This window comes from Janthinobacterium sp. FW305-129 (assembly GCF_020858115.1).
Classification (GTDB): Bacteria; Pseudomonadota; Gammaproteobacteria; order Burkholderiales; family Burkholderiaceae_D; genus Janthinobacterium.
In genome coordinates this window covers 85,137-102,361 of sequence record NZ_JACYMM010000014.1, presented here as the reverse complement: position 1 = coordinate 102,361, position 17,225 = coordinate 85,137, and the positions used below count along the sequence as shown (strand labels likewise).

Below are 17,225 nucleotides of genomic sequence, written 5' to 3'. Positions count from 1 at the left end.
GCATGCCGGAATTGCTCAAAACCTCCTTGCGCAAGCTGTTCCTGGAACGCTACGGACAGTTTCGCCGCCACCTGCAGCGCCGCCTGGGCTCGGAAGACCTGGCCAATGACGCGCTGCATGAAACGTATCTGCGCGTGGAACGGATGAACGCGCCCGAAGCGATCAGCTATCCGTCCGCGTATTTGATGCGCATCGCCATCAATATTGCGGAAGATCAACGCCGCGACAATGCGCGCCTGCTCAGCCTGCCCGATATCGACGATCTGTACGAGATGGCCGACGAATTGGCCGACCCGGCCCGCACCTTCAGCGCGCGCGCCGAACTGGAAGAACTGGAGCGGGCCTTGCAGGAGTTGCCGAAACGCCGGCGCGCCATCGTCATCGCCGCCCGCGTCGACCAGTTGCCGCACCGCGACATCGCCGAGCGCTTCGGCATTTCCGCCCGCACCGTGGAGAAGGAATTGCGCGCCGGCCTCGAACATTGCTGCGAGCGCATGGGACGCGATTTCATCCAGCGCTTCGGTCCCGGCGCGGGAAAAACGTCTAAACATCATGACTGAACAAGCGGAAGACGACATGGGTGTCATCCAGAAGGAAGCGCAGGCGTGGGTCGTGCGCCTGGCCTCGGGCCAGGTTAGCGAGCGCGATGCGCAAGTGTTTCGCCACTGGTGCGCGCGCAGCCGCCGGCATGCCAATGCCTTTGCCGAGGCGCGCGCCGTGTGGGGCGCGATGGCGCCGGCCGCGCGCGCCGTCAAGCGGGCGCAGGCGCCCGTGAACGTGGCGCGGCGCGCCTGGCTGGGCGGCGCCGTGGCAGCCTCGCTGGGCTTGCTGGTGCTGCGCCCGCCGACGGACCTGTGGCCAGCCGTGGCGGGTCTTGCCGCCGACTATGCCACGGGCACGGGCGAGCAGCGCGAAGTGGCGCTCGATGGCGGCGTGCTGGTGCAGATGAATACGCAGACGCGCCTCGATGCGGCGCAGGGGCAGGACGGCGCCGCGTCGCTGGTGCTGCTGGCGGGCGAGGCGGAATTCCAGGCCGGCTTGCGCGGCGCGGCGCGCGTGCGCGTGCAGGCGGGCGATGGCAGCGTGTCGGCCGGCAGCGCGCGCTTCAATATCCGCCTGTTTGGCCAGGAAGTGTGCGTGACGTGCCTGGCGGGCCGCTTGCGCGTGGCGCAGGCCGGCAACGATGCGGAGCTGGCGGCCGGCCAGCAGCTGAGCTACCGGCCCGAGCATTTCGGCATCGCCCGCGCGGTGGCAAAAAGCGACGTCAGCGCCTGGCGCCACCGGCTGCTGGTGTTCAAGCAAAGCACTTTGGCCGAGGTGGTGGACGAGGTGAACCGCTACCGTCCCGGCAAGCTGATCCTCAATGGCGACGCCTTGAAACTGACGCGTGTGCAAGCGAGCTTTTCGCTCGACCGCCTCGATGACGTGATCGCCCTGATCCAGGACGCGTACGGCGCGCGCGTGACGCGTTTGCCGGGCGGCATCGTGCTGTTTGGCTAGCGATGCACGCCGATGGCATCTCGCCAATTATGACATTTTGATGACCTTTTGCAGTCCCGGACCTTGTTCCCTGTCAATGCTGCTGGAAGCCGCGAATCAGTGCTTGCCGCCCGCCCTCGTGCGTGGTGCGCGCCGCCTCGCGATATCGGTCAGCAACGGAACATGAAAAGGGAATGTCGCCATGCAGCGAAGCAAGTCGGTCACGAAACACGCATCCTCCTCCGCCATGGCGGGCAACCGGAGCGGTCGCCCGGTGCGATTGAAACCGCTGGCGCTGGCCATCGCCGTGCTGCTGCAGGCGGGTGGCGCGCAGGCGCAGCAGCCGTTCAGCGGCGCCTGGTTTGCGGGCAAGGGCGCCAACCAGGGTGCTGCCGCCAGTTCGGGACGCTTGCCGAATGGCCAGCCGATCATCGCGACGGACAATAAGCAGGCGCAGCAGCAAAAAGCCAATGCGCAGCTGCAAAGTTCGCTGAACAATCTGCAACTGGCCGCGCGCGCCATCGCCGTGCAGCAGGCGGCCCAGCAGGCGGCGCGCCAGGCGGCCATCGCCGCCGGCTCGAAGGTGCCGGAAGGCCTGGCCGAAGGCGGCTTGAAAGTCGACAGCAACAGCCTGACGGCCGGCTGGTTCAATGCGAATGGCCCCACGCAGGCGCAGGCCGACGGCAAGACCGTGGTCACCGTCAAGCAGACGGCCGACAAGGCGATCCTGAACTGGGAAACGTTGAATATCGGCCAGAATACCACCCTGCAATTTGACCAGTTGGCGAACTGGTCTGTACTCAACCGCGTCAACGATCCGCTGGCCCGTCCCAGCCAGGTGCGTGGCCAGATCAAGGCCGACGGCACGGTGATGCTGGTCAACCGCAACGGCATCGTGTTTACGGGCAGCAGCCAGGTCGACACGCGCAGCCTGGTGGCCGCCGCCGTGGGCATGAGCGACAGTCAATTCCGCAAGGGCATCTACAGCGAAACGCAGGGCTCGGGCTTCAAGCCCACGCTGGCCAATGACCTGGTGCTCAACGGCAGCGTGGTCACGCACGCCAACGCCACGGCCGACGTGGTGGTGCAGGCCGGCGCGCAGATCGGCACGCGCAAGCCGCAGACGGTGACGGAGGGCGGCGGCTACGTGCTGCTGGCCGGCCGCGAAGTGCATAACGGCGGCAGCCTGTCGGCGCCGAACGGGCAAGTCACGCTGGCCGCCGGCGACAGCTTCGTTATCCGCAAGGGGCTGGGGACGGACGCCAACCAGACTTCTAGCACCCGCGGCAACGAGGTCGACGTCAAGTTCAATGCGCAAAGCGGCGCCGGCAAGGTGACGAATGCGGGTCTGGTGCAGGCGCTGACCGGCGACGTCACCCTGACGGGCCGCGACGTGAAGCAGGCCGGTGTGTTGCTCAGCAGCACCAGCGTGACGACACGCGGCACCGTGCACCTGAAGGCCGACGGCAGCGAAGGCCTGGTCACGCTGGCCCCTGACAGCCTCACCACGGTGCTGCTTGACGACAGCGGCGCCACCGCGCTGGACGTGCAGCGCGATGCGCTCATCAAGGATTCGGCGCTGCTCAGCGACGGCGCCTACAACCGCCGCGACCTGTCGCTGATCCAGATCGCCTCCGGCCGTGACATCGCTTTCGATACCGGTTCGCTGACCCTGGCCACCGGCGGCCAGGTGAATGCGCTGGCCACGCGCCGCACGCAAGTGGCGCGCGGCGCCAGCATCGACGTCTCCGGCGCCGTCGGCGTGAACGTGGCGATGGCTTCGAACAATGTGCTGATCAATGCGCAGGGCAACGAGCAGCGCGACGCACCGGGCAACCGCGACAGCAAGGCCCTCAACAGCACCGACCTGTGGGTCGACCGGCGCGACCTGGTGCGGGTGGCGGCCGGCACCAACGGTTATCCGACCGACCGCTGGTACACGGGCGGCGGCTTGCTCGAAGTGAGCGGCTATCTGAACACCAGCGGCCACGGCATCGGCGAATGGGCGGCGCAGGGCGGCACGGTGGCCTTCCAGGGCGGCGAACTGGTGACCCAGGCCGGCTCTAAGCTCAACGTGTCCGGCGGCACTTTCGACGTCCAGACGGGCATGATTCGCCAGAGCTGGCTCAGCGGCAAGGATGGCCAGCTGTACAGGCTGTCGACGGCGCCCGGCGACGTGCTGTATACGGGCGTCTACCAAGGCTACGCCGCGCACCACCAGCGCTGGGGCGCGGAAACGACGGAAAATTTCGCCAATCCCCTGATCGGCGCCCAGCAACGGCTGGAAAACGGCTATACCGTGGGCCGCGATGCGGGCCGCGTAGTGGTGGGAACCACATCGGCCGTGCTCGAAGGCGCGATCGAATCGAGCGTATTCCAGGGCGAGCGTCAGCAGGATGCGCGCGACGCCACCCTCGACGGCTATCGCCAGTCGCAACTGGCCGCCGCCCGCAGCGGCCAGCTGGTGCTGGGCCAGCTGGCGCCCGTGTATGACGCCGCCAGCGCGCAGCTGCGCGACAATCCCGCGGCGCTGCTGCAGGCCATCCATATCGGCGCCGGCGGCGCCAGCGCCGGCGATCTCCTGCGCGAAGACGCGCTGCCCGAGAATCTGGTCGGCAAGACCTACCTGGACGCCGGCTGGCTCAACGCACAACACCTGGGCGGCATCAAGGCCTACGCCGGCAGCGCCATCGAGGTCGATGCGGCGGTGCAGGTCACGCCGGGCGGCGAAATCGCGCTGCATGCGCCCCAGGTCAAGGTCAACGCCGGGCTGACGGCGCGCGGCGGCAGCATTGCGCTGGGCGACATCGTCAGCAAGCCGACCACCGGCACCGCCGCCTGGCTCGATACGCCGGTCGCCACGCCGGCGGCCGGAGCGAAGGTGGGCATCGAGGTGACGGCCGGCGTGACGCTCGACACGCGCGGCCTGTGGAGCCAGCTCAAGCTGGATCCGGGCAACACGTCCGGCTTGCCCTATGTCAACGGCGGCGCGGTGGCGCTGGTCAGCAGCGGCACCGTCAACCTGGCGGCCGGCAGCGTGATCGACACGTCCTCGGGCGCGGCCGTGCTGGCCGACGGCAAACTGAAGGGCGGACGCGGCGGCGACATCAGCTTGCGCTCGAATCAGAACGATCCCAACGGCGTCAAGTCGGAGACGCTGGTGCTCGATGGCGAACTGCGCGGCTACGGCGTCAACGGCGGCGGCACGCTGACCATCGACAGCGGTACCGGCGTGGCGCTGGGCGGCGGCGTGCTGGCCGGCAATGGCGTGTTGCTTGCAGGCCAGTCCGTCCCTGTGCACCTGACCTTGGCGGAAGCATTCACCATCAAGGCCGGCACCGTGCTCGATGCCGACTTCAGCTATGTGAGTACCCTGGTCCCTGCCGGCCAGCCCTTGCTGGACTTGCCGGATTTCAGCGCGGCGCGCCCCTACACCCTGCCGGTCGCCTGGGTGGTGCCGCCCGCCTCGATCAGCTATGAATTCATCTTCATCACCGACAGCAAAGGCATCGTCTACACCAGCGGCATGACCGTGCCGGCCGGCGTCACGCTCACGGGCGCGCGCGGCAAGCTCGGTTCCGGCTACCTGGTGCCGGCCAACGCCTTCCCGAACGGCATGCCGGTGCCCGCTTTCAACGCCAGGGTGGCCGCCGGTACCGCGTTCGCGTTTGATGTGACCTTGCAGGCGGGCGAGCGCTTGCTGGCCGGCAACCGTGCGCCGCAGGACCTGGTGGTCAAGCCGCTGCTGGTGCTGGACAACGAGCTGTTCCAGCGCGGCTTCGCGCACTACAACATCAACGGCCAGCAGGGCGTGCAGGTGGCGCAGGGCGCCACCATCGACGTCAGCATGCCCTTGCTGCGCGCCGACCTGGCGCTGGCGGCGCAATTGCCGACCGGCGCCGATTCCGCCGCCGTCCTGCAACCGTGGCTGGCCCCGCTGTGGCAGGAAAATGCCGCAAAAGGCGTGCTCAAGCAACGCGCCGGCGCCGATATCGCGCTGTCGGCCGGCACCCGCAGCGCCAAGGCGCCGCTGGTGGTGGGCCAGGGCGCCACGCTGCGCGTGGATGACGGCAAGAGCATCAGCCTGACCGGCAATGGCCAGATCACCGTGGAAGGCACGCTGAGCGCGGCCGGCGGCCGCATTTCCGTGTTGCCGGGCATGCTGATCACCGGTGGCGAGATCAACCGTCCAGACGGCAGCGCCAATGCCCAGTCGATCTGGATCGGCGAGCGCGCGGTACTCGACGTGGCCGGACGGGCGGCCACCGCCACCGACGCCCAGGGCGGCGTGTATGGCCATGTGGGCGCCGGCGGCACCATCGAGATCGGCGCCAGGCATAACCTCGACGCCACCCAGGTCGAGGCGGCCGACGCCTTTGTCATCGTGCGCCCCGGCGCGCGCCTGGAAGCGTCCGGCGCCGCCGCCTTGCTCGACTTGCCCGGTCAGGGCAGCGTGCAGGTGGCCAGCGACGGCGGCAGCATCGCGCTGAGCTCCTTCCGCGGCTTGTTGCTTGACGGCACCATGCATGCGGCAGCGGGCGGGACAGGCGCTGCCGGCGGCACGCTGGCGCTCAACCTCGAAGCGCCGAACTACGGCATCGTCGGCAAGCTCGACTTGAAGGGCCTGGGCGTGGAAGACGCGGTGCGCGTGCCGCGCGAGCTGGTGCTGTCGCGCCTGCAGGGCGAAAGCAGCCTGGCCGCCGACCTGCAGGTGGGCGACAGCGATCCTGCGCTGCGCTACGGCGTGGCCCGCCTCGGTGCGGATCGCGTGGCCGCCGGCGGCTTCGATCACCTGGCCTTGCTGTCGAACGGCTTGATCAGTTTTGATGGCAACCTCGACCTGTCGCTGGGGCAGAGCCTGCGCCTGACATCCAGTGCATTGGCCCTGGCCGGGCATGCCGACGGCGCCAGCGCGCAAGTCAAGCTGGCGGCGCCCTACATCCGCCTGGCCGGCACCAGCCGCACCCAGAGCGACGACCACCTGATGCCCAATCCGGTGCGCGGCTCCGGCAACGGCGGCGTCGGCGCTGGCAAGCTGGGCGTGCCCAACGTGGACGACCACGCCAGCCTGACGCTGAATGCCGCGATGATCGACCTCGCCAATGCCGTCAATGTCGGCAGCAACGGCGTGATCGGGCAAAACGCCGCCGCCGACCTGGAAGTCAAGCGCGATGCCTTTGGCGAGCTGGCGCTGCGTTCGAGCGGCGACATCCGCATGCGCACGGCGGCCGCGCTGTACACGCCCGGCAATCTGACCCTGGCGGGCGCGCAAATCTATCCGGTGAGCGGCGCTACCGGCAAGGTGGAGGTGGGCAAACGTAACGTGATCAACGAATTCGGGCAATTGGCGACCGAGTTCGATCCGGCCCGCAGGCTGACCATCGAGCGCAGCGGCGACCCTGCCGCGCCGTTGCCGGCCCTGCCCTACTCGGTATTCGGTTCGCTTGAACTGAGTGCCGGCACGGTGAACCAGGGGGGCGTGGTGCGCGCGCCGCTGGGCAAAATCACGCTGGGCCAGAATACAAATGGCGCAGTGACCGGCCACACCAATCTGCTGCCTGGCAGCGTGACGTCGGTCAGCGCCAACGGCCTGGTGATGCCGTACGGCGGCTCGCTCGATGGCCTGAGCTACATGATGGACGGCGTCGACGTCGTGTACAAGGGCGTGGGCAATGACCCGGCCGTCGTGCTCACCGGCAAACACGTCGATGTGCGCGCCGGCGCCGTGCTTGACCTGTCAGGCGGCGGCACCCTGACCGGCGCGGCCTTCCTGGCCGGACGCGGCGGCTCGACGGACGCCCGCCTCAACCCGCTGGTGCAGACGTCCGGCAAAGGCAGCTTCGTGCTGCCGGGCCTGGCCACCAATCCCGTCTACGCCATCGTTCCGGGCGCGCAGCCGGGGTATGCGCCCATCGTGGCCGAGAATGGCGCCGGCGATCCGGCGCTGGGGCGCCAGATCACCATCGGCGCCGGCGTGCCGGGCCTGGCCGCCGGCACCTATACCTTGCTGCCGTCGAGCTTTGCGCTGCTGCCCGGCGCGTTCCGGGTGGAATTGAACGGCCTGGCCGCCGGCGGCTTGCCCGTCGGGTCGGCCACGGCCATGCGCAACGGCTCGTTTGCCACCGCAGTGCAGCTGGGCACCAGCAATACCGACCGGCGCGCGGCGCTGCCATCGCAGGCGGTATTGACGCCGGCCGACGTGCTGCGCAGCTATTCGCAATACAATGAAACGAGCTACGGCGCATTCGCGCTGGCGCAGGCGGTGCGCGACGGCGTGCCGCGGCCGCTGCTCGAACGCGACGCCAAGGCGCTGCACATTGAACTGGTGCAGTCCAATGCGGGTGCTGGCGGCACGGGCGTGATGCAAGATGCGCTGCGCTTTGCCGGCACGACCAACTACACGCCAGGCAAGGACGGTTTCGGCGGCAGCGCGCTGCTGCTGGGCGGCTCCGGCAAGAACTACGAAATCATCGGCGGCGCCAGCGCGCCCACCGTCGACTTCAAGGGCATGTCGGTGCGGGTCGACGCCCTGAACGCCATCGGCGCCCCGCGCCTGGGCATCGGCGGTTTGCCTACCGTCAACTACAGCAGCACCAACGGCAACCAGCAAGCCAATATCGCCCAGTTCCAGGGCGGCGTCGATAACATCGTGGTGCGCGACGGCGCCGTGCTCAAGGCTGGCGAAGTATTCCTGGTGACCAATAGCAAGGCAGGCGGCATCGTCATCGAGCAGGGGGGCGGCATCAATACCCTGGGCCGTGGCGCCGCCGCCTGGGATTCGGGCAATGGCTATGTGTATGCGCCGGGCACGTCCAGCGTGCTGGCCGTGTCGAATGGCCGGCTGGACATGCTGGCGCCCGGCGTGAGTACCGATCCGCGATCCGGACCGGGCCGCATCGACATCGGCGCCTGCGCGGCGGGCGCCGTGTGCAGCGGCAGCACGCCGCTGTATTCGGAAGGCAGCATCGTCGCCGCCACCGACCAGAGCTTCAACTTGCGCGACGCCACCACCTACGGCACGCGCAACCTGGTGCTGGCCGTGGGCGGCATCAATGTGGGCAGCGAAGCGTCGCTGGCCGCCATGGCTGCGCGCGACGCGTTGCCGGCCGGACTGACCCTGAACCAGGGCATCCTCGACCGCCTGCTGCGCGGCGACGCCAGCGCGGGCGCGCCGGCGCTGGAAAGCCTGGCGCTGACGGCGCGCGACGCCATCAATTTCTATGACAGCGTCGAATTGTCGACCATCAATGCGAGCACGGGAAAATCGTCGCTGGAACGGCTGGTGATCGGCACCCCGGCGATCTACGGCGCCGGCGGCAGCGACGCCGTGGCGCGCATCAAGACCGATGTGCTGGTATGGAACGGCGCCACGACGGCGCCCGGCCTGGTCGCCAGCGGCGGTGCCGGCGGCGGCAGCGGACGCCTGCAGGTCGACGCCCGCCAGGTCGAGTTCGGCTATGGTCCGAACAGCCGGCCCGACACTATCCACGGCATGGACCGCCTGATCCTCGGCTTTGCCGATGTCGCCATCAATGCCAGCGAGCGCATCACCGCCAACCATACGGGTTCGCTGTCGGTGTACCAGTCGCAAAGCGGCTGGGATACGGCCAGCAAGGGCTATCTGCGCAGCGGCGGCAACCTGGCGCTGAACACGGCGCTGCTCACGGGCGCCGCCGGCTCCGTCAACAAGATCAAGGCGGGCGGCGACATCCATGTCGCCAGGCCGTCCGGCGCGGCCGCCACCGCCCCGGATGCGGCCGCGCTGGCCGGCGCACTGGGCGCCGAAGTGGCGCTGGACGGGCGCAGCGTGACGCTCGACACGGCCGTGCTGTTGCCAAGCGGCAAGCTCAGCGTGTCCGCTGAGCAAGACGTGGTGCTGGGCGACGGTGCCCGGCTCGACCTGGCCGGCCGCAAGATCGATTTCAACGGCGTGCCCAAGTACAGCTGGGGCGGCGACGTGGTGCTCGACAGCCGCCACGGCGACGTGCGCCAGGCGGCCGCGTCCAGCATCGATTTCTCGGCTGTCTCCAACCGCGCCGGCAAGCTCACCGCCACCGCGCTGGACGCGCAGGCGGGCAGCGTGGCGTTGCTGGGCAGCATCACCGGCGGCAGCAGCGGCCACTACGACGCGGGCGGCACCGACGTGCCGTTCGCGGCGGGCGGCCTCGACGTACGCGGCCAGCATATCGAGGATTTCAAGGGCTTGAACCAGCGCCTGAGCAAGGGCGGCGTGTTCGGCAGCCGCAGCTTCCAGCTCAAGCAGGGCGACCTGGTGCTGGAGAATGAATTGAAGGCGCGCGAAATCACGGTTTCGGTGGATGGCGGCCGTCTGGCCGTCAACGGCACCGTCGACGCCAGCGGAGAGCAGGTGGGCAGCATCCGCCTGGCCGCGCGCGACGGCGTCAGCGTGGCCGGCAGCGCGCTGCTCGACGCCCACGGCAGCGTGCTGCGGGTCGACAGCTACGGCCAGGTGATCGAGGCGCCCAACCGCGCCGTGATCGACATCGATGCCGGCAGCGGCCGCCTGGTGCTCGATACCGGCGCGCGCATGGACTTGCGCGCCGGCACGGCCGGCAAGGCCGAGCGCATCGCCTCGCTGGGCACGCTGGAACTGAGCGCGCAACGCCTGGGCGGCGCCAGCGGCAACGACGTCGCCATCGATGCGGCCGGTCCGCTGGCCATCGACGGCGCCCGCGCCATCACGGTCAACGGTTTCTGGTCGTACACGGACGCCCGCCCGGGCACGGAAATGACGGCCGACGGCCGCCCTTACCAGGTCATCGACCAGGCTTACCTGGACCGCAAGCACGACGATAGCGTCGATTTCATGAAGGGCGCCCTGGCGAATGACGGGCTGATGAACGGCCGCCTGTCCGGCCTGCGCAAGGACAAGGACGCCTTCCACCTGCGTCCGGGCGTGGCCATCCTCAGCGCCACGCCGGACGGCGACCTGCATGTCGATGGCGACATCGACCTGTCGGGCCACCGCTACGCCAGCGTCAATCCGCACACGCAGAAGACCGGCGTGGCCGGCTCCGGCGAAGCGGGCGCGCTGGTGCTGCGCGCCGGCGGCAACCTGAACGTCTTCGGCAGCATCAATGACGGCTTCGATGGCAAGGCCTTGCCGGTCACGCCGGACGACAAGGGCTGGATGCTGGCCAAGGGCCGGGTGCCGTTCGGCGCCGACGTCATCGTGCCGCATGGCCAGCTGGTCACGCTGGCCGACGACACCTTCTTCCAGTCCGGCCGCACCCTGAACTACGACCTGCCGATGAAACCGATGAGCTTGCGGGCGGGCACGGCGCTGCCGTCGCAAGCCACCCTGACTGCCGCCGTGGAATTGCCGGCCGGCACGGTGCTGGGCGGCGCCGTGCGCAATGCCGCCGGCGATATCGTGTATGCGGCGGGCACCGTGCTGGCGAAGGCCGTCACGCTGGGCAGCGGCACGCGGCTCGATGCCGGCACCCGCTTGCCCGTGGGAATGTCCGTGGCGGCCATGACCTGGCCCGGCGGCGTACCGCTGCCGTACCCGGTGGGCGCGGTCAGGGACACGCCGAGCCCCGACTACGATGGCGATGGCACCCCCGATACGCCTGCCAATGGCGTGGCGCTGGCCGGCGAACTGCAGCTGCGCAAGGGCGCGCTGGTGCCGAGCGAAACCTGGGTGCGGCTGCCTGGCGGCGCTGATTCGGTGGCCCTGCGTCCGGCCGATGCCGACGGCAACCAGGGCCGCAACTGGGCGCTGGCGCCGATGCTGGCCAGCGGTTCGCAGTCGTGGTCGATGCGCCTGGTGGCCGGTGCCGATATGCAGGCGGCCGATAGCCGCGCGCTGCGCCCCATGGGCGACAACCGCAGTCTGCTGCTGGCCGACCACCACTACGGCGCGGTCCTGGGGCTCAGTCTGCCGAAGGTGGCGGCGCCGCCGATCGACGGCGTGGCGGGCAATTTCTACTGGATGGGCAACTCGGAGATGTTCGGCTATCCTCCCGGCACGCTGGTTAATCTCGCCGAATTTACTAGCGTGGAAGCCTTGCTGGAATACAATAATTTCGGCCCGGATGTGGGCGATCTGGTGACCTGGCTGCCCGAAGGCGCCAGTTTCCCGATGGTAGCCCTGCCTGCGCGGCAACAGCTGTTCAGCGTGCTGCGCACGGGCACGGGCGACCTCGACCTCCTTGCTGGCGGCAACTTCAGCCAGAATTCGCCGTACGGCGTGTACACGGCCGGTACCCAGGCGGCCAACGTGGCGGCGGCTTACCGGCTGCCGCGCGCGGCCGATCGCAAGGGTTCCATCCTTGGCGCCGATGGCGACGCCTTCAAGCCCTACGTCGATGGTGGTGCGCAAAGCCTGTACCAGGCCTGGTATCCGGAGCATGGCGGCAACGTGCTGGTGCGCGCGCAGGGCGACGTCACCGGCGACCTGGTGGGGGGCGGCTACACCACGGAGCGTCGTCCCGACGATGTGGGCTATTTGCGTCCGCAGCAGGACAGCAGCGCCGTCGGCACCTGGCTGTGGCGCCAGGGCACCGGCAGCGCGGTCGCCCAGGGCGATGGCGTGCCCACCGCCTGGTGGATCAACTTTGGCAGTTATGTCGCTGGCGGTCTTGGCACGAACTTCCTGTACGAGACCCAGCCCGTGATGACCGGCTTTACCGGCATCGGCACCCTGGGCGGCGGCAACCTGGTACTCGAGGCGGGCAGGGCCGCCGGTATGTTGTCGCCGCGTACCGATCCAGGCGCGAAATTCGTCTCGCGCAGCCAGGGCCTGAACCTGGCGGTGGCCAGCACCGGCCGGGTATCGGCCGACGGTTCCGTGCTTACGCTCACCGGCGGCGGCGATCTCGACGTGCGCATTGGCGGCGGCCTCAATCCGGTGGCCGAGGTGCGCTCGTTTGCCGACACGATCGGCGAGATCACGCCGGATACCCGTTTTTCCGGCACGCGTGGCGACCTCAATAGCACCTTCGTCAACCTGCGCGGCGCCTTGCGCATGGAGGCGGGATCGGTGGGCGGCATCGAGCTGCGCTTCGACATGGGCGACAGCCAGGAGTCGCGCGCCTATCAGGTCTACACGGCCACCTCGTCCATCGCGGGCGGCGGGCCGGTGGTGGTGCCGGGCGACTCCGGCGTGCGCATCGATGCGCGCGGCGACCTGGTGCTGGGCGGCGTGGGCGACGCCGGCCGCGTCACCCAGATCAACAACGGCACGCCGTTCACCGCGAAGGGCGTGGCGCAGGACGGCGAAGGCTACAGCTGGTTCTCGCTGTGGACGCCGTCGACCGCCATCGACCTGTTCAGCGCGGGCGGCAACCTGACGCCGTCCACGGCCTGGAGCGACGACCGCGCCAGCGGCAATCAGGCTTCCAGCGGCGGGCGTTTCGTGATGCCGTCGCAATTGCGCGCCGTGGCCGCCAGCGGCAGCCTGTATGTCGGCAACTCCGCCCAAGGGGCGAGGGATATGGACACCAGCACCAATGCGCCGGCGCGGCCGGCCACCGGCCTGCTGCTGGCACCATCGCCGGTCAATGCGCATTTCACCCGCCGCACGCCGGGGCAGCTGGAATTGCTGGCCGCCGATTCGATCTACGCCGGCGCCTATACGGTGACGGCGTCGGGCGCCGATCCGACCGCGCTGCCGAGCCCATTCAATCCCGGTTTCGCGGGCGTTTCCGGCACCACCGCGTATGGCGACATGTACACGCATAACGTCAACCAGGAGGCACAGGCGCCCAGCGTGCTGTTCGCGTCGCGCGAAGCGGGCGCTTCACCGCAGCGTTATCCGCTGTTCACGCTGACGCCGCCCACCGCCTCGGGCTACGCGGTGCAAGACCAGTTGCCGGCGCGCTACTACGCGCTGGCAGGCGACATCATCGGCCTGCGCACCGGTTCCATCATCACGCGCGGCGGCGGCAATGCGGCCAGCCACAGTACCTGGTACGAGGGCGCCGGTCCGGTCGATATCCGTGCCGGCCGCGACATCGTCAACTCCGGCACGGCGCTGGGGCTGGTCGAAGCCACGCCACAGGGATTGCTGGGCTGGACGTCGGAGATAGCGTACGCCAATCCGTCGCTGCCGCTGCGGCCGACGGAAAACTTTGTCGGTTCGGCGCGCGGCAATTTGATACTGCACAACAATCCGGACGAGGTATCGGTCGTGCGTGCCGGCCGCGACATCCGCTATGGCACGTTCTACGTGGGCGGTCCGGGCACGCTGGAAGTGACGGCCGGGCGCGATATCGACATGGCCGACAAGGCCGAGCTGAAGAGTATCGGCGCGGTGACGCATATCACGGCTGGCGACCGCAGCAGCGGCGCCAGCATCGCGGTGGCGGCCGGGGTCGGGGCGCATGGCCCCAACTATGACGCCTTTGCCGCGCGCTATCTCGACGCTGCCAACCTGATCGATCCAGGCAAGCCGCTGGCCGACCAGCCCGGCAAGGCGGTGGCCGTGTATGGCGGCCGCCTGGGCCTGGCAGACTGGTTGCGCGCGGAATTTGGCTACAGCGGCGACGCGGCGGGCGCGCCCGCCTTCCTGGCCGCACGCCAAGGCGAGCTCGACAAGTCTCTCCAGGCCAGCAGCGGCGGCGCCAGGCGCGACCTGCAGCGCGAATACGGCCTGTCGAGCCAGTTGCACCTGGTCAACTGGCTGGAAACCCGCTACGGCGCCGGACAGCGAAACGGCGCCGGGCTGACCTTCGATGCCGCCAGCATGGATGCGCGCAAGTTTTTCGCGGCCTTGCCGGCCGAACAGCAGCGCGTCTTCCTGCGCAACGTGTATTTCGCCGAACTCAAGGCTGGCGGGCGCGAGTACACGGCAGCGGGCGGCGTGCGCGAAGGCAGCTACCTGCGCGGTCGCGAAGCCATCGCCACCTTGTTCCCGAGCAAGGATGCGCAGGGCAAGCCCGTGACCTATGCGGGCGACCTGACCATGTTCAGCGGCGCCACCTACTATCTGGACGGCGCCTCAGGCGGCAGCACCAAGCGGCCGCGCAAGGGCGTCAATTACCTGACGCGTGAGCAGTATGTGCGTTTGGGCGACACCCACGCGCCGGTGTTCGACCTGGCCGATGCCGGCATCCACACCGATTTCGGCGGCAACATCGACATCCTGACGCCGGGCGGACGGACCCTGGTCGGCGTCGATGGCGGCTTCGTGCCGGGCGAAGGCTCGGGCGTGCTGACGCAGGGCGCCGGTGAAATCCAGATCTACGCCCGGGACAGCATCCTGCTGGGCCAGAGCCGCATCTTCACCACCTTCGGCGGCAACATCCTGGCCTGGTCGGCGCAGGGCGACATCAATGCGGGGCGCGGCTCCAAGTCCACCGTGGTGTTTACGCCGCAGCGCCGGGTCTACGACGACATCGGCATGGTGACCTTGTCGCCGACCACGCCGAACACGGGCGCCGGCATCGCCACCCTGAACCCGATCCCGGAGGTGCCGCCCGGCGACATCGACCTGATCGCCCCGCTGGGCAGCATCGACGCGGGCGAGGCGGGCATCCGCGTCTCGGGCAACGTCAACCTGGCGGCCTTGCAGGTGGTCAACGCGGAAAACATCCAGGTGCAGGGCAAGTCGACGGGCATGCCGGCCATTGCCGCCGTGAACGTGGGGGCGCTCAGCAATGCCAGCGCGGCCGCCTCGCAAGCCGTGACGGCGGCGCAGGACGTGCTGCAGCGCGAACGGGCCGCCACGCGCCAGGCGCAGCCATCGTTGTTCACCGTCAAGGTGCTGGGTTTCGGCAACGAGCAGGCGGATGAGGCCGGTGTTGGCAAGCACCAGGGCGGCGAGCCGCAGGCGTCCAGCTACCAGCCGGCCGGCGTGGTGCAGGTGCTGGGCGCGGGACCGTTGTCGGCGCCGCAGCTGCAGGCGCTCACGCCGAACGAACGGCGCGGTTTACAGCCTTGAGCGGAGTTTTATGAACATTTGATGACATTCGGCAGTCGCCGCGCGCGGCGGCTGTCTAGGCATCAGTAGATCAGCATTAGCAACAAACAATACGCCGGCCCAGCGCCGCAACACAGGGCAACCGTTTGATTTTAAGGTGAATGGAAGATGCGTGAGATGAAAAAACAGGGCAGGGACGTGCCGCCAGCGGCGCCTGCGACCGCCTTGACGATGCTGTGCCTGGCCATGCTGGCGCTGCCCGGCATGGCGCGCGCGCAGGACGCCGTCCCGGCGGCGGCCCCCGTGGCCGCGCCGGAACGGCAAGTGACGATCGAGGAATACCTGGTGCGCGGCAATACCGTGCTCGACGCCCGCGCCATCGAAGCGGCGGTCACGCCCTTCCTGGGGCCGGGCCGCACTTTGAAGGACGTGGAAGGGGCGCGCGACGCCCTTGTTGCGGCATATCAAGCCCGGGGCTACCAGTCCGTCTACGTCGACCTGCCCGAGCAGCAGGTGGAGCAGGGCGTGGTGGTGCTGCAGGTGAGCGAAACCAAGGTGGGACGCCTGCGCGTGGTCGGCGCGCAATACAACTCGCCGCTCGACGTGCGCCAGCAAGTGCCGGCCCTGACGGAAGGCAAGGTGCCCGACTTTACCCAGGCGCAAGTGGAACTGACGGCCCTGAACCGCGGTCCCAAGCGCCAGGTGATGCCGCTGGTCAAGCAAGGCAGCCTGCCCGGCACCATGGACGTGGATTTGAAAGTCGACGACAGCAGCCCGTGGCGCGCCAGCGTGGGCTTGAACAACGATTACAGCGCCGATACGAAGAAATTGCGTACCAGCATGTCGGTCGGCCACGACAACCTGTGGCAGCTCGGGCATAGCGCCACCATCAGCTTTTTCGGCACGCCGGGCGACCTGAACCAGACCAAGGTGTGGTCCGCCTCGTACGTGGCGCCGATCGGCACGCAGGGCTGGAGCGTGGAAGCGACCGGCTACCAGTCGAACAGCAACGTGGCCAGCACGGGCGGCACCAGCGTGCTGGGCAAGGGGCATGCGCTGGGCATGAAAGTCAACTATACGGTGCCCAACAGCGGCATCTGGTGGCACAGCTTTTCCGCCGGCATCGACTTCAAGGATAACCAGGAAGCGCTCAAGCTCAATGGCACGGGCAGCAATATTCCGCTCAAGTACGTGCCCCTGAGCGTGTCGTACAACGGCTTTGCGCAGACGGAGGCGGCAACCTACGGCCTGGGCCTGTCGCTGGTGGCCGGCACGCGCGCTTCATTCGGCTACGGTAGCGACAGCGCCGCCTATGACAACAAGCGCTACAAGGCCTCGCCCAGCTTCCTCGTGCTGAAGGGCGACGCCAACGCCACCTACACCCTGGGCAGCGGCGCGCAGCTGCACGGGCGCATGTCGGGCCAGCTGGCCGATGCGGCACTCGTATCGGGCGAGCAGATGGCCGCCGGCGGCGCCAACTCCGTGCGCGGCTATCTGTCGGCCGAGGCGACGGGCGACTACGGCGTGTCCGGCACCGTCGAATGGCGCACGCCCCAGCTGACGTATTTCAGCCGTCTGGAAAACTGGCGCCTGTATGCGTTTGCCGATGGCGCGCGCCTGCGCCTGCGCGATCCGATGATCGAGCAGAAAGACCTGTTCGGCCTGGCCTCCGTGGGCGTGGGCAGCAGCTTCCAGTTCCTGCGCTACCTGAATGGCCGCATCGACTTTTCGTATCCGCTGCGCGATGGCCCGCGCACGCACAAACACGTGCGCCGCATCAATTTCAACCTGTCGGCCAGCTACTGACGGGCCAGCTCAACAGCACTGCACTTTTTTAGACTTTTCTTCGGAGAATCACTGT

General features: G+C 68.7%; 4 protein-coding genes. All 4 read left to right on the top strand.

Annotation, left to right across the window (positions count from 1 at the left end; genetic code table 11):
• Window positions 1-2 precede the first annotated feature (2 nt).
• The 4 genes from IGS61_RS24865 (at window position 3) to IGS61_RS24850 (ending at window position 17,170) form a co-directional block, all read left to right on the top strand.
• Window positions 3-560 carry an RNA polymerase sigma factor gene (locus IGS61_RS24865; protein WP_230542042.1) on the top strand — a complete coding sequence of 186 codons (558 nt, stop codon included), beginning with the start codon at window positions 3-5 and terminating at the stop codon, window positions 558-560.
• Window positions 553-1,500: a FecR family protein gene (locus tag IGS61_RS24860; RefSeq protein ID WP_230542041.1), complete on the top strand. Its 948-nt coding sequence runs from the start codon at window positions 553-555 to the stop codon at window positions 1,498-1,500. Before IGS61_RS24865 ends, IGS61_RS24860 begins: the two co-directional genes overlap by 8 nt.
• Before the next feature lie 253 nt (window positions 1,501-1,753).
• On the top strand, window positions 1,754-15,385 hold the full coding sequence (locus IGS61_RS24855; protein ID WP_230542040.1) for a filamentous haemagglutinin family protein: 13,632 nt from the start codon (window positions 1,754-1,756) through the stop codon (window positions 15,383-15,385).
• 156 nt (window positions 15,386-15,541) lie between these two features.
• Window positions 15,542-17,170, top strand: a complete 1,629-nt coding sequence (locus IGS61_RS24850; protein ID WP_230542039.1) for a ShlB/FhaC/HecB family hemolysin secretion/activation protein — start codon at window positions 15,542-15,544, stop codon at window positions 17,168-17,170.
• The last annotated feature ends 55 nt before the right edge of the window (window positions 17,171-17,225 follow it).

Excerpts from the sequence above, each read along its gene's own strand:
- IGS61_RS24850 (WP_230542039.1), top strand. The coding sequence starts at position 15,542 with ATGAAAAAACAGGGCAGGGACGTGCCGCCAGCGGCGCCTGCGACCGCC.
- IGS61_RS24865 (WP_230542042.1), top strand. The coding sequence starts at position 3 with ATGCCGGAATTGCTCAAAACCTCCTTGCGCAAGCTGTTCCTGGAACGC.
- IGS61_RS24860 (WP_230542041.1), top strand. The coding sequence starts at position 553 with ATGACTGAACAAGCGGAAGACGACATGGGTGTCATCCAGAAGGAAGCG.